This is a genomic window from Corynebacterium tuingiense (genome assembly GCF_046718165.1).
Classification (GTDB): Bacteria; Actinomycetota; Actinomycetes; order Mycobacteriales; family Mycobacteriaceae; genus Corynebacterium.
The window spans coordinates 2,134,916-2,154,787 of the sequence record NZ_CP177101.1; the positions used below are offsets into that span (position 1 = coordinate 2,134,916).

General features: G+C 62.1%; 16 protein-coding genes. 6 read left to right on the forward strand and 10 right to left on the reverse strand.

Going from position 1 to position 19,872, the window contains the following annotated elements; genetic code table 11:
• Positions 1–66: 66 nt before the first annotated feature.
• Positions 67–885, forward strand: a complete 819-nt coding sequence (locus ACLI1T_RS10155) for a hypothetical protein (RefSeq protein ID WP_411702593.1) — start codon at positions 67–69, stop codon at positions 883–885.
• Between the two features lie 92 nt (positions 886–977).
• On the opposite strand, the gene ACLI1T_RS10160 is transcribed toward ACLI1T_RS10155, so the two are convergent.
• Positions 978–2,192, reverse strand: a complete 1,215-nt coding sequence (locus ACLI1T_RS10160) for an FUSC family protein (RefSeq protein WP_411702594.1) — start codon at positions 2,190–2,192, stop codon at positions 978–980.
• A 178-nt stretch (positions 2,193–2,370) separates the two neighbouring features.
• Here ACLI1T_RS10160 and ACLI1T_RS10165 point away from each other — a divergent pair, with 178 nt between their 5' ends.
• Positions 2,371–3,429 (forward strand): HNH endonuclease signature motif containing protein, encoded by a 1,059-nt coding sequence (locus ACLI1T_RS10165; protein WP_411702595.1) that lies wholly within the window; start codon positions 2,371–2,373, stop codon positions 3,427–3,429.
• 348 nt (positions 3,430–3,777) lie between these two features.
• On the opposite strand, the gene fbaA is transcribed toward ACLI1T_RS10165, so the two are convergent.
• The 8 genes from fbaA to ACLI1T_RS10205 all read right to left on the reverse strand — a co-directional run bounded on the left by fbaA (position 3,778) and on the right by ACLI1T_RS10205 (position 14,934).
• Positions 3,778–4,812, reverse strand: coding sequence for a class II fructose-bisphosphate aldolase (gene fbaA / locus ACLI1T_RS10170; protein ID WP_023024081.1), 1,035 nt, complete (start codon positions 4,810–4,812; stop codon positions 3,778–3,780).
• 172 nt (positions 4,813–4,984) lie between these two features.
• A complete protein-coding gene (locus ACLI1T_RS10175; protein ID WP_411702596.1) occupies positions 4,985–6,190 on the reverse strand; it encodes a glycoside hydrolase family 76 protein in 1,206 nt (401 codons plus the stop codon).
• A gap of 53 nt (positions 6,191–6,243) precedes the next feature.
• Positions 6,244–7,035 (reverse strand): TrmH family RNA methyltransferase, encoded by a 792-nt coding sequence (locus ACLI1T_RS10180; protein WP_411702597.1) that lies wholly within the window; start codon positions 7,033–7,035, stop codon positions 6,244–6,246.
• 4 nt (positions 7,036–7,039) lie between these two features.
• Positions 7,040–7,594 (reverse strand): orotate phosphoribosyltransferase, encoded by a 555-nt coding sequence (pyrE, locus tag ACLI1T_RS10185; protein WP_411702598.1) that lies wholly within the window; start codon positions 7,592–7,594, stop codon positions 7,040–7,042.
• Positions 7,595–7,680: 86 nt separating this feature from the next.
• Positions 7,681–9,627 (reverse strand): hypothetical protein, encoded by a 1,947-nt coding sequence (locus tag ACLI1T_RS10190; protein ID WP_411702599.1) that lies wholly within the window; start codon positions 9,625–9,627, stop codon positions 7,681–7,683.
• 70 nt (positions 9,628–9,697) lie between these two features.
• A complete protein-coding gene (locus ACLI1T_RS10195; protein WP_411702600.1) occupies positions 9,698–10,555 on the reverse strand; it encodes a sulfurtransferase in 858 nt (285 codons plus the stop codon).
• A gap of 44 nt (positions 10,556–10,599) precedes the next feature.
• Positions 10,600–13,155, reverse strand: coding sequence for an ATP-dependent chaperone ClpB (clpB, locus tag ACLI1T_RS10200; RefSeq protein WP_349853811.1), 2,556 nt, complete (start codon positions 13,153–13,155; stop codon positions 10,600–10,602).
• Positions 13,156–13,557: 402 nt separating this feature from the next.
• Positions 13,558–14,934 (reverse strand): sodium/glutamate symporter, encoded by a 1,377-nt coding sequence (locus ACLI1T_RS10205; protein WP_411702601.1) that lies wholly within the window; start codon positions 14,932–14,934, stop codon positions 13,558–13,560.
• 131 nt (positions 14,935–15,065) lie between these two features.
• On the opposite strand from ACLI1T_RS10205, the gene ACLI1T_RS10210 reads away from it, so the two are divergent.
• Both ACLI1T_RS10210 and ACLI1T_RS10215 read left to right on the forward strand, forming a co-directional pair.
• The gene (locus ACLI1T_RS10210) at positions 15,066–16,226 is read left to right on the forward strand and encodes an NAD(P)-binding domain-containing protein (RefSeq protein ID WP_411702602.1); all 1,161 of its coding nucleotides are present in this window, start codon (positions 15,066–15,068) and stop codon (positions 16,224–16,226) included.
• A 57-nt stretch (positions 16,227–16,283) separates the two neighbouring features.
• Positions 16,284–17,522 (forward strand): FAD-binding oxidoreductase, encoded by a 1,239-nt coding sequence (locus ACLI1T_RS10215; protein WP_411702603.1) that lies wholly within the window; start codon positions 16,284–16,286, stop codon positions 17,520–17,522.
• Here the strand turns inward: ACLI1T_RS10215 and ACLI1T_RS10220 are convergent.
• Entirely contained in the window at positions 17,519–18,334 is an 816-nt protein-coding gene (locus ACLI1T_RS10220; RefSeq protein WP_411702604.1) for a carbon-nitrogen hydrolase family protein, read from the reverse strand. The genes ACLI1T_RS10215 and ACLI1T_RS10220 overlap by 4 nt on opposite strands.
• A gap of 91 nt (positions 18,335–18,425) precedes the next feature.
• Here ACLI1T_RS10220 and ACLI1T_RS10225 point away from each other — a divergent pair, with 91 nt between their 5' ends.
• Both ACLI1T_RS10225 and ACLI1T_RS10230 read left to right on the forward strand, forming a co-directional pair.
• Complete coding sequence (locus tag ACLI1T_RS10225; protein WP_411702605.1) at positions 18,426–18,689, forward strand: hypothetical protein; 264 nt, start codon at positions 18,426–18,428, stop codon at positions 18,687–18,689.
• Positions 18,686–19,864, forward strand: coding sequence for an alpha/beta hydrolase (locus tag ACLI1T_RS10230; RefSeq protein ID WP_411702606.1), 1,179 nt, complete (start codon positions 18,686–18,688; stop codon positions 19,862–19,864). The genes ACLI1T_RS10225 and ACLI1T_RS10230 overlap by 4 nt, the downstream gene beginning before the upstream one ends.
• Positions 19,865–19,872 lie beyond the last annotated feature (8 nt).

Here is a 19,872-nt window from a genome sequence, read left to right on the forward strand (position 1 = left end):
TTGAAGCCAAAATACGCATTTACCTTACACTTTTCTGGCCGCAATAGCCCACGTAGCATGTTGTGCATGCGTTTTTTGTTCCTCCGCTGCGGCGCCCCCGACGTTGATTTGCCCGCAGAGGCCTATGATCTTTCGGCCGTTCCTTCCCGCAAGGAGCTCGCGCTTGTCGATGCCGCCGCCACCAACCTCCTCCCCCACGACCCCACGCCTTCGCTTGACGAGATCGCCGCGCAGCCCGATGTCCGCCACCTCGGCGCCCCTGCCGCCGCCCCGCAGGAGCCTTACCTGGAGGACCGCCTGCGCATCGTGGTTGCGGGCTCGGATTCGGCGCTCAACGCCGTCATCACCCGGCTCATGCGCGCCGATAACCTGTGGGCCGAGGTCGCATTCATTCCCACGGGCGAGTCGGCCGCCGCCGCTAATTGGGGCCTGCCCGCCGCGCCGCAAGAGGCCCTCGAGGTCGCCCGCACCGCCTCGGTTCGCCCGGTGCCGCTCATCCGCAACGATTCCGGCCAGGCCGTCGCCGGCTCAGCAACCATCTCGGATTGGTCCAATGGCCCGCTTACCGGTGGAATCATCATCGATGATGACACCCTCGCCGCCTCCGGCCGCCGCACTTTCGGCGCGCGGCTGGTCCCTATGACCGATGCCCCGGGCATCCTGGCGGCCCGCGCAACCTCTCCAGTCGAGCCCGAAGGCCGCCTCCTGCGTTCCCTCCTGCGCAAGCCCGGTCGCCTCGACCCAGACTCCGTCCACACCGGCCGCGCGGTCCAGGCAGGCGGCCCCCAGCTGCGCGTGCTTGTCGATGCCATCCCCCACAAACGCCCCCTCACCCGCGTCACCTTCTACCGCCATCTGCGCGACCTCCAAGTCGTGCGCCCCTAGTCCACCCGTCACAGCTAACGCCGACTTCCCTTGGCTCTTACCGCCGCCCCCGCACCGGCGCCCCTCTCGGCGGATATGCGGGCGGGGTCCTGCTAATTCTGCCCCTTCTGCTTATCTTTGCGTTCCCACACCTCTGGCGGGAACGCCGGGTGTGTAGAGGTAGGAACCAAGTGTGCAACGGCGGACTCGCGCGAGAGTCCGCACACCATCAGCATGTCCACAACAATGGATCTCGTCTGCGCGAGAATCGTATACGCAGAAAGCGTCGCGTCTTCTTCGATAAGATCCATGCCTGCTTGACCGCCCACGTAGCGCAGCCGCTGCACCAGCTCGGGTATCTCTATCGCCTCATCGTGGTCCCGCTTTTGCCTGCCGTACAGCTCTCCCACCGACAGGATAATTTCTGATAGTTCCTCCAAGAGCTCTAACTGCTTCTCGGACACGGTATCGCCGTCTTCAGTAAGCACGAGCGCGCGGCGCGATAGCACCCGCACCCCACGCACCGCATTATCTACCGGCAACAAGATGCGCTCTAGGGACCGAATGCTCCTGCGCGAGGTCCACAAAAGCGGCGATACTTCCGATGCCTCCCTCCCCGATTGCGCCGCACTCAACAGCGTATTCACGTCATTTTGCGTGCCGCGCACCGCATCGCGGGCATCGCGAATAATCTCAGGATTGGTATCGCGGATGCCATGCGTGACGTCATTGAGAATGCTCGATGCAATCCGCAGCACCTTCGACACCTCGCGCCTTGCTTCCTTCAACGGCGAATTCGGGATCAGTGCAATCGTGATAAGCCCAATGCCGGAACCAATCATCGCGTCGATGGCCCGGTGCAGGCCACCCGGCCCCTCGGTCGGCGGAAAAATCGTGGCGATAAGGATGGAACCAAAAACAATCTGGTTGGACACCAGCGGCGATTTCGTAATAAAGGACCCCACCACCAGGCCGGCTCCCACGATGAACAGGATCTGGAACGGGCCCTGCCCCACCACTTGGAAGAGCAAATCGCCCACGGCTACACCGACGATGCCGCCCAGCGACATCTCCAATGCCTTTTTCATCCTGTCCCCGCCCGAAAGTCCCAGAATGATGACTGCCGAGATGGGCGCGAAGAACGGCTGCGGATGCCCAAAGAGAGAGCTAGCCACCCAATACGCCAATGCGGCACCGACGGTGGCCTGGATTATATAAACGAAGCGCGAGCGGATGCGTTGCAGACGCGATAATACTGAGCGGTCCACCACCCGCAGCATTTGCCTCGTTGAGACTCTTTGTTTCGCTTCCGACATGACCTCCAGCATAGAAGACCGCTCTCTACCACCGCCCCCCGAATACCCGCATCCCGGCCCGCGCCAGGTTGTGGATAACGCGCTATATGCGCGCCTCAGCGACCCCAGCAGCGCGAGAATTCCACAGATTCGCCGTTTCGCCCTACTTATCCATTGCCGCATACCCATTCCGCTTTTACGGTCAGGAGCCGTGAACACAGAATTTTTGCAACTTTGCCGTCGCGGTGTGGACCTCGTCGCCGAGTTTCAGGGATGCTCCGAACAGCAGCTCATCGAGGCCGGCGCCAGCCAGATCCTCGCCGCGCAACTCGCCCGCCTCCAGCACACGTATTTCGGCCGCACCTCCAATAGCCGCAAGCAGCGCCTCGCCTGCGAGGCCGCTCGTTCTCGTGGCCACGATCTCTCTGTGCTTGAAAGCATCGAGTCTTTCGCCCAACGCGTTAAAGACACCAACCGCAGTTGGGATCTCCGCCTAGAGCTCTGCCGCGCGGAGGCCCACCTGATTCCGGCAATTGCGAAAAAGCGCCTGAAACAGCTCAACCCCACCAAGCGTCCCTCCCACGGCGTGCGCTATACCCGACGCCCCGACGGTCCCCACACCATCTCCATCACCGCGGATCCCACCGATATCGCGGATATCAAGGGCGTTCTCGCCTCCGTGGATAAAGAAAACCCGCTCGCAGCCGCCAAGCAGATCATCCTCGAAGGCAATCCCGGCGCGCTCCCCACGGTGCATACCAACGTGATCATCACCCTTGACCAACTAGATCGCATCACTGCTGGTCAGGGCAATGACATCATGCTGCAGCTTTCCAACGGCGCGCGCATGTCCGGCGCTCAGCTCGTCGCCCGCACCCTCGCCCAGCGTGGTTACGTCAGCCTGATTCATCCTGAGCACGGCGCGGTGAACCTGTATCGCACCGAACGCATGGCCAGCTGGAAGCAGCGCATGCTAGCCCGCGCGGAACATCCTATTTGCGCTTGGCCCGGCTGCTCCACGCCTGCCGATGACGCCCAAGTCCACCACCTCACCGCCTGGGCCGCCGACGGCCCCACGAACCAAGAAAACCTCGTAACGCTCTGTGCCCATCACAATGCGGTGAACCAAGATGATGATTCCCGACCCACCGCACGCGGGCGCATGGTTCGCATCAAGGGCCGCATCGCTTGGATCCCGCCGTGGAGCGGTAACCCGCGGTTCATCCCCTCACCCGCCCATTCACCACGACCAACAAGGAGTTACGCCTAATCCTCACCCCACCCAGTCCGTCTGGTCCGTCTAATCCACTCGGGTCGCTGGGCCTGCCGTTCCCGCCTGGCCTTGCCAGCCTATATTTCTGCCCAATCTCGCTGGCATAGCTGGTCGGGCCGGCATAGCTTGTCTGGCTGATCTGGCATACGTGCCTGCTCTGTCTCATACCCGGCAAGCCCCCGCCGCATCCTCGCACCCCACAGATGGGCCCAGCAATAGGTCCAGAGATCGGACCAGAAATAGGAAGAGCCGCCTCCCACACAGGGGGAAGCGGCTACTTCGTCGTGCCTACAGCGCGGTCGCGCCTTCGGCTTCAGCTCAACATGGAGCTAATTGGGACTCGTCCTACTTGGCCGTGGTCTTACCCACGGAGTGGAGGTCCTGACATGCCTCGATGACGCGCTCGGACATCCCCTGCTCTGCCTTCTTCAGGTAGGAGCGTGGGTCGTAGACCTTCTTGTTGCCTACCTCGCCGTCAATTTTGAACACGCCGTCGTAGTTTTCCATCATGTGGCGAGCCACTGGGTTGGTAAACGCGTACTGGGTATCGGTGTCCACGTTCATCTTGATGACGCCGTAGCGCAGCGCCTCTTCAATCTTCTCCTTCTCGGAGCCGGAGCCGCCGTGGAAGACGAAGTCAAAGGCGTGCTCGCCCTCGCTCAGGCCGAGCTTCTTCTGCGCAACCTTCTGGCCCTCCAGCAGGACCTCGGGGCGCAGCTTCACGTTGCCCGGCTTGTAGACGCCGTGCACGTTACCGAAGGTAGCGGCCAACAAGTAGCGGCCCTTCTCGCCTGTGCCCAGGGCATCGATGGTCTTTTCAAAGTCTTCCGGAGTCGTGTACAGGTTATCGCCGGCCTTGGCCTCGACACCGTCTTCTTCGCCGCCAACGACACCAATCTCTGCCTCGAGAATGATGTGGGCCTTCTTCGCCTTTTCCAGAAGCTCCTGGGCGATGACCAAGTTTTCATCGATCGGAATAGCAGAGCCGTCCCACATGTGGGACTGGAAGAGCGGGTTCTCACCGCGGTCAACGCGCTCCTGAGAAATAGCCATCAGCGGACGAACGTAATCGTCCAGAACTTCCTTCTGGCAGTGGTCGGTGTGCAGGGCGATATTGACGCCGTAGTGCTTCGCGGCCTCGTGCGCGAAGGCGGCTAGGGCCTGAGCACCTTTAACCTTGTTCTTGACCGCGAGGCCAGAGCCGAACTCTGCACCACCGGTGGAGAATTGGATGATGCCGTCAGACTCTGCCTCGGCAAAGCCCTTCAGTGCTGCGTTGATCGTTTCAGACGAGGTGCAGTTGATGGCTGGGAATGCGAAGCCGTTCTGCTTCGCGGTATCCAGCATCTGGTTATACGCCTCGGGGGTTGCAATTGGCATGAAATTCCATCCTTAAGTGGGATTGCGGTCAAACACGTTCCAACACCCAATTATGCCCACATTTCCGGATTCCCGCCGCAAAATTTGTGTGACATTTCCTGTGTTTACTGCCCAACTCTCAAAAATGCCGCACCCCGCGCATCAACCCCGCGCAAAGTGTTTAATAGCACGGTTAATCGCGACCCGATTTTTCATGCAGGTCACGAGCCACCCGGGCGCACGCCTCCAGAAGCATCCAACCAGACAGCTGCACGGATAGGTCGCGCTCATCCACGCGAATGATGCCCATCTTTTCACTGACGGTCGTGTGCCCGAAGCCGTAGTTATGCGGTAGGCGGGCATCGGCGGTCCAGTCAGAGCCAAAAATTGGCAGGCCATCGACCTCGAGCCGGTGCTCCCACACGGATTCGGCAGACGCCACCACCATCCGGGTCGCCAACTTCTTGGTGGCCCGGTTCGCGGGCGAGTCCCCGGGCAACCGCACGGCAACATCGGCAAGATAACGCATCAGAATGCCCTTAAACAGGCCGCCATCACCATCACCGGTCTCCCAATCCACGACGCCGGAGGGAGTCGCCATCCCGGAAGCAATAGCCTGCACTAGGCCCCGAATCTTAATGATGTAGCTCATCATCTCGGATGCCAGTTCGGCCTCGTAGACGCTGTCGATCTGCTCCAGCTTGCCGATGCTCGACTCCTCCCGCATCGCCAACACAATCTCCAGGCACGCCCCCAGCATCACGCCTTGGCAATACGGGTGGACTTGTTTGACGATCTCGGGGCCGTCCATGCGCATGCGCACGCCGTCCATGATGAAGCCATCTTCATTGACCAAATTATCGTAGACCCAGTCAACGATGCGGCGGGCGGCGGTAATATCTCCCATCCGCGCCAGCATGATGGCACCAGGCCCGTTGGCCGGCACGTTCATGAAGTTCTCGCCATCGCGCCACGGCAAAATGCCCAGCGAGTCATCGAGGCCTTCGGAAATATTGCGCTGCAAAGACGCCAACGCCTTGGGCGGTTTCATCTTGTCTAACTCGCCCACACGCCCCAGGGCGAGTGCGAGCCAGGCTTTGTCGTCGAAGTACTTATTCTTGGTCAGCTGCGTCAGGTTCCGGACGCGGATCCCGCGCGTGGTGTCGAGAATGCGCTGGCGACGGGCCTTGGTATTTTTCCTCTCCGCCGCATCAACGAGGCAGTCGAGGTAATGCGCTTGCCACCAGTAGTGCCAGTGCACGAGGAGTTTTTCTTTCGTGGTGGGCGGCCAGCTGACGATGGCGAGGTTGGTTCGCGGTAGGCCCCATACGGAATGCGCATGGCGCTCATCAATGGCGGTTTCCGCGAGTTCGGCGCGGTGGGCCCACTTTTCTTCCACGTTTTCTTTATCACTCCAGTAGCAAGGTTTATTACAGCTAGTGTAACGATCTCTTACCAGGAATTGTTCAGATCGGCGTGCTGCCGGATCCAGGTATACATGGCGATGCCCGCGGCCACGCCTGCGTTGATGGACCGCGTGGAGCCGAATTGCGCGATGGAGCAGGTCATCAGGGCGGCGTCTTGCGCGGCGGCGCTTACTCCGGGGCCTTCTTGCCCGAATAGCAGCAGGCTGCGTTCCGGCAGTTCGGCGGTTTCGAGGGGCACGCAACCGGGGGTATTATCAATGGCCACGACCGTGAGGTCTTCCTCGGCGGCCCAGGCAATGAGCTTATCGACGCTCTCATGATGCCGCAGATGCTGATACCTATCCGTTACCATGGCGCCGCGGCGGTTCCACCGGCGCCGCCCCACAATGTGGACGGTATCGACGGCAAAGGCGTTGGCGGTGCGCACGACGGTGCCGATATTGGCGTCATTTTCAAAGTTCTCGATGGCGATATGCAGGCTGTGCCGCCGCTTATCGATATCCCCCTTAATCGCCTCCCTTCGCCAATACCGATACGCGTCGACGACATTGCGCCGGTCGCCCTCGCGCAGAAGTTCCGGATCGTATTTTTCCGCCTCCGGCCCTTGCGGCCAGGGCCCTTCCCAGGGGCCCACGCCGTGGCGGCCTTCATTCCATTCGGTCGGCCCTTTCACCTGCTCTGCAGATTCGCCCTGCGCAGTACTTTCGCCCTGCGCAGTATTTTCACCGTGCGCTTCCTGACCGGTCGGCTCGGTTCCCGCAGCCTCGCCTGCTGGCTCGGCCTGACCGGCCGGCTGTGACTGGCGTGCATGATCCATACTGTTACGCGAGTCCAAGGTCGTTCAAGCCAAGCAGGGAACGGTATTCAAGGCCCTCGGCCGAGATGACATCCTCGGCGCCGGTGGCGCGGTCAACGACGGTAGCCACGCCGACCACCTCTGCTCCAGCTTCGCGCAAAGCGGCAACTGCCGTGAGCGGCGAATTGCCGGTCGTGGTGGTGTCTTCGACGACCAGCACCTTCTTTCCGGTCACATCTGCGCCCTCGATGCGGCGCTGCATGCCGTGCTTTTTGGCTTCCTTGCGCACAACGAAGGCGTCGATATCACGGCCATCGGCATGCATGATGGAGGTTGCAACAGGATCCGCGCCAAGGGTTAGTCCTCCCACGGCCGCAAAATCCCAATCCGCGGTGAGCTCGCGGAGCAAGGACCCGATTAGCCGGGATGCTTCGTGGTGTAAAGTCGCACGGCGCAAATCAACGTAGTAATCGGCCTCTTTGCCCGAGGACAGAGTAACCTTGCCATGCACCACGGCAAGCTCCTTGACCAGTTCCGCGAGACGCTTCTTCTTGTCTTCTTGCAGGTGCACTTCAGTCATCGCATTGCTCCTTTTTCTAGAGTTTCTTTAGAGTTTTCAGCATATGAGGAAAGTCCTGGCTATGTGGGCCAACGCAACATTCTAGGCTACTCTCCCTGCTGCGACCCGGAATCGTCATAGCGGTCTGTATCCTCTTTCTCCCGTGCAGCGGCCGTGCCACTGGCGTCTTGGGAGCTGCCTCGAGAAGAATTTCTGGTTGAGCCGGTGGACGAGTCTTTGGCCGCGTCACCGAGGTCGTCACCAAAAGCATCATCGGAAGCGTCGTCGAAGATGGAAGCCTCCCCGAATTGCTGGCGCGGCAGGCGGGCGGTGCCTGAATCGGGGATGGGGCGCTCATTGCCATCGGCAATGGCATCTACCTCGTCCGCCCCAATCGCCGTGTGCTCAACCGGGCCGCGGGTCTCGGAGTACGTGCGAGACGGCATGTCCAATGGTTCTTCGGGCCGTTGGATGACCGGCCGGGAGAACTCTGGCTTTCCCACCGACGCTGTTCCACCCACCGCTTCAACCACGGGCGGGGCGGGAATTTCCCTGGCTGGGTCTAGGTCCTCAAAGTGAATGGTATGCACGGAAGAGGAACGGGGTGGGAGGACGCGGGAGGCATCGGCAAGCAAGGCAAGCGGCGGGAGCATTGCCTCCCAATCTGCGGTGCGCGAATGCTTAGTGGTTTGTGCCAAAACCCACTCGGTTTCCAGCCACAGCGCGGACACCACCTCCGGCATGCGCTGCAGCGCGATACGCACGCGCTCGTCCACCATCCGCTCCGTCACGCCGCGATCGGAGGAATAAACATCAAACCCCTCGATGTTCATGGCCAATAACAGGTCCTCGGACATCTCGGCTTCTTGACTATCGAAGCGCTGGAAATCAATGACCACATCCGATGCCGCACCCGTTCGCATCGCCATCACATTGACGCCGTCAATATCCATCAGCAGCATTTCATGGCCGTATACGTTGCCGGCAACGATGTCTTTCGGTGCGGCACCAGAGGAGGCGACTCCCCTTGTCCATTCATCCACAAGGTACTGGTCCGACTTCATGTACTCGAACCCTCGAGTTTCGGCCCAGTTTTTGCGTTCCCGGCGAATGGTGCCCGGGATAAGCGGCCGCGGCCTTCCTACCGGTTTGGGTTTTGCGTGACTTTCCTGTTGGTCTTCAGTCTCCTCGTGGCCTGCCTCTTCGCGGGAGGCATCCGCACCCAATTCCGATTCCGCTTCCGCTTCCGCATCTAAGCCCGCGTCATTGTTAGCGCCAGAATCTGCACCAGAAGCTGAGGAAGAATCTGAGGCAGAATCCAGGCCAGCCTCTGCTGGTTTTTCAGTGTTGCCTGCAGCGTGGGCTCTGCCGGTTCTGTCGGCGCTGCCTACACTGGCGCTATCTACACTGTCTGCGTTATCTGCGCTATCTGCGTCGGATACATGGGCTGCATTGGTGGTGGAGGTGGTTGCGGTGCCTTTTACAGCGTCATTGCTCGAAAGCACCGCGGACTCGCTAGTGCGGGTATCGTCAGCTTTGTCGCTAACTCTGCGGTCTGCATCATCTCTAGTGCGATGGTGACGGCCTGAAGAGGTAGCGGAGGAAGAATCGGATTCAATATCGGGGGATGGCGAATGCTTCGCCGCAAAACCAGAGGGCGTTCCAGAGTCTGTTTCGGTACCGTCTTCGCCTTCAGGTTCTGCAGGACCTTCGGTCCGCGCAGGGTCTTCAGCATTCTCGCCAGGTTCGGTGACTGCGTGGGAAGGCACGTCCTGGTCTTCCCGGCTATGTTGGGGCTTTCCACCTTGAGATTGTTCTGCCGCCGAATTATCGGATCCGCCTGCAGCGGCGTCTCGCTGCTGGGTATCCGGGCCATGCTGGGAGTCAGTATCCGGCGGCGTATCGGCATCAGCGCTGCCTTGAACATCAGCGCTGCCTTGGGCATCGGTGCTGTGCTGGGCATCGGCTGCGCGCTGCGTGCGGTCGTAGTACAGCAAAAAGCCACCGGCGATGCCGAGTACGAGCGCGAGAATCAGGAGTAAAGAAGCCATCATCTCCTGATAATAATAGGTACCGGCACCCCACGGTGCCGGTACCAGTCGGAGTCGGAGCGATTAATTGGAATTAATCGTTAACCGAAGTCCTATCCCCGCGTTCTACCGGGTTGGTCGGGTCTGCCGACCACTGCGACCAGCCGCCGATGTAGTGGCGCAGGCCGGTAAATCCTGCGTTCTCCATCGCCGCGAGTGCAAGAGCGGAGTGGTTGCCCGAACCGGAATAGATGATTGCATCCTTGGTGTTTTCCTGAGTCAGCCCAGCCGCGGCCAACACCTCACGGATTTCATCCGGGGACTTCAACGTGCGCACCCCATCGTTGTGGAAGAGGCGCTCGGGAACATTGACCGCACCGGGAATGTGACCTGCCTTCAAATCCAGGTTCTCGCGACGGCCAGCAAAGCGGTTGCTCGAACGCGTATCGATGAGCACACCATCATGCTTACGGACGTCTTCAATCGTGGCGGTAGGCAGCTGGCCGGGAGTGACCTCGAATTTCGAGCCGACCGCGATATTGCCCGGACCCGTGAGGGTTTGGTAACCGTTCGCGAGCCAGTTTTCCAGGCCGCCATCGAGGATGCGCACATCAGTTAGGCCGGCCCAGCGCAGCGTCCACCACGCGCGGCCGGCAAAAAGCCCGCGGCCCTCGTCATAGACCACCACGGGGCGGTCTTCCTGCAGGCCCCAAGAACGGATCCAGGCTTGCAGCTTGTCTTCGTCCGGAAGCGGGTTGCGGCCATTGCGCGAGCCTGGAAGGCCGACGAAGGCCGCACCGGTATCGCCGAAAAGCGCGGTGGGGATGTGCTGCGACGCAAAGTCGATGAAGCTCTGGCCCGTCTTGGGGTGCCAGTGGGTGCCGAGAAGAGTGAAACGATCGCCGTGGTAGATGGATTCTTTGAGTTCCTGCGGGGAAACTAAAATGCTCATGCCTTCCAGTCTAAAGGCATGAGCATTATTTTTCGCCCGGTAATTTAGCGAGCAGAAATATCCAGCTCCGCGCCGCCATCGGCGACGTCGACGTGGACGGTATCGCCATCGGCAATGTCACCGGCCAAAAGCTTCTTCGCCAGCTTGTCACCGATAGCCTGCTGGATGGTCCGGCGCAGCGGGCGGGCGCCGTAGGCGGGGTCATAGCCGCGGTCGGCCAACCAGGACTTGGCGGAATCGGATACCTGCAGCGTCAGGCGGCGGGCCTCCAGGCGTTCGGTGAGACCGCGCAGTTGGATGTCCACGATGCCGCGCAGCAGTTCCTCCGACAGCGGCTCGAACATCACCACGTCATCGAGGCGGTTGATGAACTCCGGCTTGAAGGCCCGCTTTACGGCCTCCATCGTCTCGTCCTTCGTACCGCCGGCGCCCAGGTTGGACGTTAGGATGATGACGGTATTGCGGAAGTCGACGGTGCGACCCTGGCCATCGGTAAGCCGCCCCTCATCCAGGACCTGGAGGAGGACGTCGAAGACGTCGGGGTGGGCCTTTTCCACTTCGTCGAAAAGCACGAGCGTATAAGGCCGACGCCGCACGGCCTCGGTGAGCTGGCCGCCGGCTTCGTGGCCGACGTATCCCGGAGGGGCACCGACGAGCCGGGAAACGGAGTGCTTCTCGCCGTACTCGGACATATCGATGCGCACCATGGCGGATTCATCGTCGAAGAGGAAGTCCGCCAGCGCCTTAGCCAGCTCCGTCTTACCCACGCCGGTAGGGCCGAGGAAGAGAAAGGAGCCGGTCGGGCGGTTGGGGTCAGCCACGCCCGCGCGGGAGCGACGCACGGCATCGGAAACAGCGGTCACGGCCTCGCGCTGGCCGACGACCCTCTTGCCCAACACCGATTCCATGTTCAGCAGCTTCTCGGTCTCGCCCTGCAGCATCTTGCCGGCGGGAATGCCGGTCCACGCAGAGACGACCTCTGCGATGGTATCCGGGCTGACCTCCTCATCCAGCATGGTATTGCGCTGGGCGGCGGCCTTTTCCTCGGCTGCTGCCAGGTCCTTTTCCAGCGGCGGGATCTTGCCGTAGTTGATCTCGGAGGCTAGGGCGAGGTCGCCGTCGCGCTCGGCAATTTCTGCTTGGCGGCGGAGATCGTCGAGATCTTCCTTAATATCCTGCACGTCATCGATGGCCTTCTTCTCGTTGGCCCAGCGCGCCTTGAGCTCGCCGAGCTTTTCGCGCTGGTCCGCGAGCTCGCCTTGCAGGGCGGCCAGGCGGTCCTTGGAGGCGGCGTCGGATTCCTTCTTCAGCGCGAGCTCCTCGATCTCCATGCGGCGAACGATGCGCTCGAGCTCATCGATTTCCTGCGGCGAGGAGTCGATTTCCATGCGCAGGCGGGAGCCGGCTTCATCGACTAGGTCGATGGCCTTGTCCGGCAGGAAGCGGTTGGTGATGTAGCGGTTCGATAGCTCCGCTGCAGACACCAAGGCGGAGTCCATGATGCGCACGCCGTGGTGCACCTCGTAGCGCTCCTTGAGCCCGCGCAGGATACCGATGGTGTCTTCCACGGACGGCTCTGCGGCATAGACCTGCTGGAAACGGCGCTCGAGGGCGGCGTCCTTTTCGATGTACTTGCGGTACTCATCCAGCGTGGTTGCACCGACGAGGCGCAGCTCGCCGCGGGCCAGCATGGGCTTGATCATGTTGCCGGCATCCATGGAGCCTTCTCCGGTAGCGCCGGCGCCGACGATGGTGTGCAGCTCATCGATGAAGGTAATGATTTCGCCCTCAGATTGCTTGATTTCATCAAGCACAGCCTTAAGGCGCTCTTCGAACTCGCCGCGGAACTTGGCGCCGGCGACCATGGAACCGAGATCCAGGCTGATAAGCGTCTTGCCCTTCAGGGACTCAGGGACGTCGCCAGCCACGATGCGCCGGGCCAGGCCCTCAACGATCGCAGTCTTGCCGACGCCCGGCTCACCAATCAGCACCGGATTGTTCTTCGTCCTGCGCGAGAGCACCTGGACGACGCGCCGGATTTCCTGATCGCGCCCGATGACCGGGTCGATCTTGCCCTCACGCGCCCGCGCGGTGAGGTCGGTGGCGTACTTTTCTAGCGCCTGGAATTGGTCTTCCGGGTTCTCCGAGGTCACCTTGGCGGCCCCGCGCACGGAGGGGAAGGCGCCCTTGATGGCGTCGTAGGTTGCGCCGCGGCCGGTCAGCAACTCGGCGGCGTCGGTCTTCGAACCAGCGATGGCGGCGAGGAGGACTTCGGTGGACACGAACTCATCGCCAAGCTCGCCCGCCAATTCCTGCGACTTGGTCAGTACGTTTAAGCCATCCCGGTTGAATTGCGGGTTGGACATATTGGCACCCTCGGCGCTGGGATAAGAGTTAACCAGCTCGCGCGCTTCTTTCAGCACGGTATCCGGGTCAACGCCGGTGGCCTTGAGCACTGGCGCGGCGATGCCGCCTTCCTGCCCAAGGATGGCCGCCAGCAGGTGCGCCGGGCGGATATCCGGGTTGCCATTCGCGGAAGCGGTCTGCAGGGCTTCCTGCAGAGCCTCTTGTGTTTTGGTGGTGGGGTTAAAAGAACTCATGTGTACGTTTCTCCTTCTAAGATTTATTCGTCCATTTTAAGGATTCACTAGGTATAACGCACATAAAGTTGAGCCTATTCCACTCAACCCAAATTTTTTGAGTCCACCTGGCTCAACTTCGCGCTTTACCCCGCAGATACCTCCTGCTACCTCCTGCGCCCCTACCGCACTGCCACAACAGCCCTATCGAAGATCGGGCACCCCAGGAGTGAGCGTCCCACGCTAATGAGGACTGGACCCCTCCATGACGCGAAAGACTAGGCCGCGAAACGGGGCGCCCAGCGCTAATGAGGGCTGGGGGTAGACGGGCATCGGCAAGCAAGCGAATTGGCGGCACGCCAAAGCCGGGCCGCCACACCAAAAATGTGGGAGCCCGGCTTGCGCAGAGTAGATATGTGAGGGCTAGGTTTCTTGTTTCTGACCCACGTGGCCGATGCCCTCTTTGAAAATCGTGCCGCGCGGCGGGAGCAAGCCCATGAATTTGAACGTCAGGTACACGCCGATGGAAATGGCCAGCGAAACGGCACCGAACGCGCCGGTAAACCCGTACATCACCGCCATTGGTGCAATGATGGTCCACGAAATCTCGAACGGGCCGAAGCCGATGTAGGCCATGCCGTATTCGGACAGCGTGCCGGACTTCAGCTTCGGGTCGACGATCTTGAGCACGGCGATGCCGGTAGCCACGGTGGCCGTCGCCCAGCCCCAGCCGAAGATGCCGCGCTCGATCCAGCGCTCGCCAAAGAACTCGGCGGGGAACCACATCAAGAAGAAGGTACAGAAGATGGTGCCCAGAATGAACAGAACGAGCAGTGCCTGCCAGTAGGAGGCGATAGCGGCAGGAACAATGGCGGCCACGCCGAAGGCGATGAGGTAATCGGTAGCGGCACCGGAGATGGAGGATACGGAATCCTTATCCAGGTAGTCCTCGGCGCCGACGAAGTTCATGATGGCGCGGAAGATGAGGCCGATAACCATGGACATCGCAAAGAGCGGGATGGAAACATTTTCCCAAATGCTGGAAATGCCCTTATTGACGCCGTACGCCGTCATAACCGTGAGGATGATGAAGCCGAAGTGCAGCGCGAGCGGCTCAATGGAAGAGGGGTTGGTGGTGGCGCGGCCGAGGGAGGGTCGCTCATCCAGGTTCTTGATGTAGCCGCGGCGAATCTCTTCCGGCAGCTCCTTGGGCACGTAGGACACCTTGCCCTTGCGGATGCCCCAGTTACCAGCGATGACACCGCCGATAATCGCGGCCAGCGTGCCGACGGTCGCAGACGTAAAGCCCAGGGACGCTGCCGCATCGGCGCCGACGCCCTCCAGCGCGCCACCCACAGCGGCGGCCGTGCCGAAGCCACCGGTAAAGCCAACCGGCAGCATCATGCCGAACCAGTTGGGGGTATCAAAGACTGGGGCGAAGAAGAGCAGGCCGAGCACGATGAAAAGGCCCCACTGGCCGGTAAACATCATGGTGGAATAGCCCCACATATTGCGCGCGCCCTTGCCCATGTTGCCGCCAACCTCCATGGAATACGCCATCGAGGCAAAGACCACGGCGATGAGGATGGAGGTGTAATCGCCGAGGTTATCGGAGAAGTTGATCCAACCCAGCACGTTGGGCCCGACCAGCAGACCAAGCAGGCCGGCGGTGATGGGGGCAGGCAGCAATAAGTCCTGGAAGATGAACTTCACTTGGTGGCGCAAAATATTGCCGATGACCATGAGTAAGGAAATCCAACCCACGTCCAGCATGAGCGTATAAGCGGAAAAATCTTCCATGGGAATCCTTTCTAGCTGTGCAGTTATGGCAGGCTGCTCACGTGTAGCGAGCGCGCAGATAAAAAATACATTACCTACCATCTAGTGAGCCACAACATACGGCGGATTTTCACCCCCGCTACAATGGCACGGTGGAGCACTACCTCAGCATCATCATCGGCGCGGGCCAGGCAGGCTTGGCGACGGCCCACCAGCTCACCTCCCGCGGCCTTATCCCCGCCCAAGACTTTTTGCTTATCGATGCCAACCCCGCCCCCGGCGGCGCCTGGCGTCACCGGTGGGATTCCCTGACGCTGGGAAAGGCCCATAACATCGCGAGTCTGCCGGGCATGCCCGCCCCGCCCGCCGATGCCTCCTCCCCCGCCTCCCAGGTAGTTGCCAACTATTACGGCGCCTACGAAGAGAAGTTTCAGCTGCGGCCATACCGCCCGGCGCGCGTCAGCAGCGTCCGTGCCCTGTCCAGCCCGCACCGCGCACGCGGCGCGCGCAATCCCCGCGGCACACGCGGCGCGTTCCTCGTGACGTTGGAGTCCGGCGAGCAGTTTTCCGCGGACACCATCGTTAACGCCACTGGCACGTGGGATAGGCCGTATATTCCTTATATTCCGGGCATCGGCAGTTTCGGCGGGCGCCAACTGCACACTAAGGATTATTCGGCGGCGGAGGATTTTGCAGGCCAGCACGTGTTGGTCGTTGGCGGTGGGCTATCCGCGGTGCAGTTCTTATTGGAGCTTGAGGGCATCGCCCAGACCACCTGGGCCACGCGGCGGGCACCGGATTTTACGGATACGGAGTTTGATAAGCAGTGGGGCTTGGATGTGGAAAAGAAGGTCCGCGAGCGGGTCTTTAGCGGCAATCCTCCAGCCTCGGTGGTCTCGACCACCGGGATTCCGCCCTGGCAGGAATACCTGGATGCGGTAGAGCGCGGCGTTTTAGTCTCGCGCGGAATGTTCGATGCCATCGACGCGACCGGCGTGCGGTTTGGCGAGTCTGCGAGCGGTGAGGTGGCGGGGGCATCGGAAAGCGTGGCGGCATGGCAGCCGTACCCGGCGGGCACGCACGTGGCGGTGGACGTCATCTTTTGGAATACCGGTTTCCGCCCGGTTCTGGACCACCTGGCGCCGTTGCGTTTGCGCTCGCGCAAGGGCGGGATTGTCATGCGCAACGAGGTCTCGCCTATCGCGAACCCACGGGTGTTCCTCGCCGGATACGGGTCGACAGCCTCGACGGTGGGGGCGACGCGCGCGGGGCGCTTGGCCGCGCGCGAGGTTATCAAGGTGCTGGGGTTGTAGCGCGGGGACGGTAATGTGCGCGCTAAAAGGCAGGCAAGCACACTAGGATGGGAAAGCATGTGGGAATTGGGCGAGCACTTCCGAAAGTACGCAGACGACTACCGCGATGCGGTGCATGAGCAGTTTTTCCTCATGGTGCCGGAGGCGCGGCAGGTCTTTTCCCTTTCTATGCAGGACACCCACCGGTCCATGGTGCACGCATTGGCGTGGGTGATTGAACACGCGGAGCCCAGCAGCGCCGGCACGAAGGCAGGGTCCGGGGTTGGGGCTGCGCTGCCCGAGGCCGTCCGAGAGAAGATCGCGCAGCTCGGCCACGATCACCGCAGGCATGGCTTCCCGGCCGAGGTTTATGCGCGCTTCGAGGAGGCGCTCATTAAAGGCCTGCGGGTGTTGGCGCTCACGCGGTATCAGTACGACTTTGCCTGCGCCGTCATCCACGAGGTCTGCGCGGAGATGGCGACCGCGGCGCGCGAGGCGGACCTGGCTGGGGAGGCGCCGGCGTATTCGGGGCAGGTGGTTGCGGTGGAGCGGCCGACGCGCGAAACCGCGGTCATTCGCGTCGAGGCGGGAATGCCCGCAGCCTTCGAGCCGGGGCAGTATTTCCCCGTCACCACCCAGTACCTTCCCGGCCAATGGCGCATGCTCACCCCAGCCCAGCCCAGCGATGCCACCGGCCAGCTGGTCTTCCACGTCGCCGCGGTGGGCGAGGCTTCGCGGTCGCTTGCGCATACCAAGCCGGGTGATTGGTGGACTTTGGGCCGGCCCACCGGGTCCATCTGGCAGGACCTGCGCGCGTTGCGCGGGGGCAGGCTGGTCATCGTGGCCTATGGCACCGGTTGGGCGGCGGCGCGGTGCTTGGCGCTGGCGGCCCGCCAGGCCGCGGATGCGGGCGAGGAGGGACTCGCGAAGAACCTGGACCTGCAGATTTTTGCCGTTGCGGATAGCCCCGGCGCGCACTATGACACGCATTTCCAGCAGAACCTTGCGGCCCTCTACCCCGATCTCAACCTGCGTCGCATCATCCGGCAGGAAAACGACCCGTGGCTGCTGGGCGCACGGCCGCTTGCCGATGCTGCCACCCACACCCTCTCCCCCGACCCGACCGATGTAGTAGTCAACGAGGTCGAGTTATCCACAGGCACGCCCACCTACTTCGCCCTCTTCGGCAGCGCCGAGGAGGTAGCGGAAGGAAGGAGGGGGTTGGAGAAAAGGGGCATCGGCAAGCAGTGGATCTTAAGCCACAGCTGGGGCCGCGACCGGGAGTGGCTGCCGAAGGATTATGCGGCGCAGTCTTAGTCGTTAAGTTCTAGCACCGGCAGGGAGCGGCGCGTCTTCGCTACTTCTTGCGGGTCGATATCGGCGTAGAGGATTTCGTCTTCGTAGCCGGCCTCGGCCACGCGCACGCCGTTGGGATCGACGATGGTGGAGTGCCCGATGCCGGTCGGGCCCGAGGGGGATCCGGCCTCCGCGTTGCCGCCTGGCCGGGATTGGCCCGCGGCGAGGATATAGCTGGTGGAATCCAGCGCCCGCGCGGCCGTGAGCAGGCGCCACTGCTCTAGCTTGCCGGGGCCATCCGCCCAGCTGGTGGAGACAACGATGAGCTGCGCGCCCTCGCGCGCCAAGTCCTTGAACTGCTCTGGGAAACGGATATCGTAGCAGACCACGACGCCGACGGTGAGGTCATCGACGTCGAAGGTCACCAAGGATTCCCCAGGCTGCACCGTATCGGATTCGCGGTAGTCAAAGGCATCGTAGGTGTGGATTTTCTCGTAGCCGCCCAGCACGCCAGGGCCCGCGACGAGCGCGGTATTGGATACGCGGTTGATGGTCTTGTCCTCGCGCTCGATGGTATCGGCTGGGCAGAACATGCCGACGACGACGGTGACCTCCAACTCCTCCGCCGCTTCCTGAATCGCGGTGGCGAACGGGCCTTCGAGGTTCTGCGCTTGCTCGTCTAGGCGGCCCGAGCGGAAGTTCTGCGAGGTGGCCTCTGGCAGCACGATAAGGCGCGCGCCCGCCGCCGCGGCCTCGCGGATTTTATCCAGGGCAAGTTCTTGATTTTCCTCGATACTGCCGGTAGATGTCAATTGCACTGCTGCTACTTTCATAAATCCCAACTTAGTGCAGCGTCACCTAGTTATCCACAGGTTGGCGATTTTGCCCTCGCGGCCACAGCCCGCAGCGGCCACGCTTAAGGCCATGACTTTTGTAGACATTCCTGAACACCTTCCCGCACATGTAGCCGCCTTGAGGGCGCGGCCGGCGGCGGCGTTGCCGGGGGCACACTTAAACGTAGCTTCCCGGACGTCTGCCTCCCTCCAGCGCGCGGTGGCGCAGTGGTCTGAGACGCAGCAGCTTAGTGATGCCACCGTTTCCGAGCGCCTGCGCAGCCTCCACGCCTTCCTGGACCGCAGCGGCGCGCTCGATTCCTCTCTCGCCGCGAGCTTGGGGAGGACGCGATGAATTTATCGACTGCCCTGCGCTACAGCGCCGCGCAGCTCGCCGCGGACCGCGCTGGTCTGCATAATCACTATGTGGACTCGCACCACGATTGGCGGTCTCTACCGCTGGGTGGGCCCGCGGGCGTGGCGGCGCGCTCCGGTTTGGCCGAGGCGACCGAGTGGCTGAGTAGCCCGCTTGGGCAGATGGAGCACGTCATCGAGGTGCTGGACCGGCACGCGGATCTGCAGGCCTGGCGCGAGGGGGTGGAAGCGCAGATCATTTCTTTTCTAGGCAAGGTTGATGAGTTTTCTGGGCCCGCCGCGCTGGCCGGCGGCGTGCTGCTACGGGAGGTGCGCGCGCTTGGCGATGCCCTCGACTGGCTCTGCTCCCAAGAAATCGACGCCCTCTGCACGCCCGCGGGGGTGGAACCGCCGCAGCGGCTGGAGGATTTTGCCGATCTTCCCCTCGATACCATCCACGAGATTAACCTCGCCCAGGCCAGTGACCGCGTGGCGGAGCTGGCCGCGGGTAACCCCGATATGCGCATCGTGGAGACCAGCCCCGGACGGCTGGTGGCGCTGGTGGATCCTGAGGGCTTTCGCACGGAGCCTGCGTCCGTGACCACGTTTGTCGAAGGCGTGCATTCCTCCGACCCCACTACCTGGCAGCGCGCCGTGGACCGTGGCCGCAATATCGCTAAGGCGAGCGGTGGTCCTGCCGCCGTGTGGTCGGGCTATCAGGCCCCGTCGAGTTTGCCGCGCGCCGTGCACGCCGATCCCGCGCGGGCGGCGGGGCAGGAGCTGGTGCGGTTTCAGCGGGGCATCGGCAAGCGGTATCCAGGCGCGAAGCGAACGGTGGTGGGTTATTCCTATGGCTCCGTCGTGACCGGATACGCGGCGCGCGAGGAGGACATTGCCTCCGATATCGTGCTCGTGGGCAGCCCCGGTACCAGTGTCCAGCATGCCCGCGAGCTGCACGGCACCGTGTGGGCGGCGACCAATGACAATGACCCCATCGCTATCGCGACGGGGCCACTGAGCGGGATCCACGGCCCGGATCCCACCACTCAGTCCTTTGGCGCTACTCCCCTGCCCGGCGCGGATGGCCTGCCCGGAGACCACGGATCCTATTGGGAGGATCCGCAGTTCCTGCGCGGTTTGGGCACGGTGGCCGCCGGGGAATCGAGCTCGGATTAGCGCGGGCT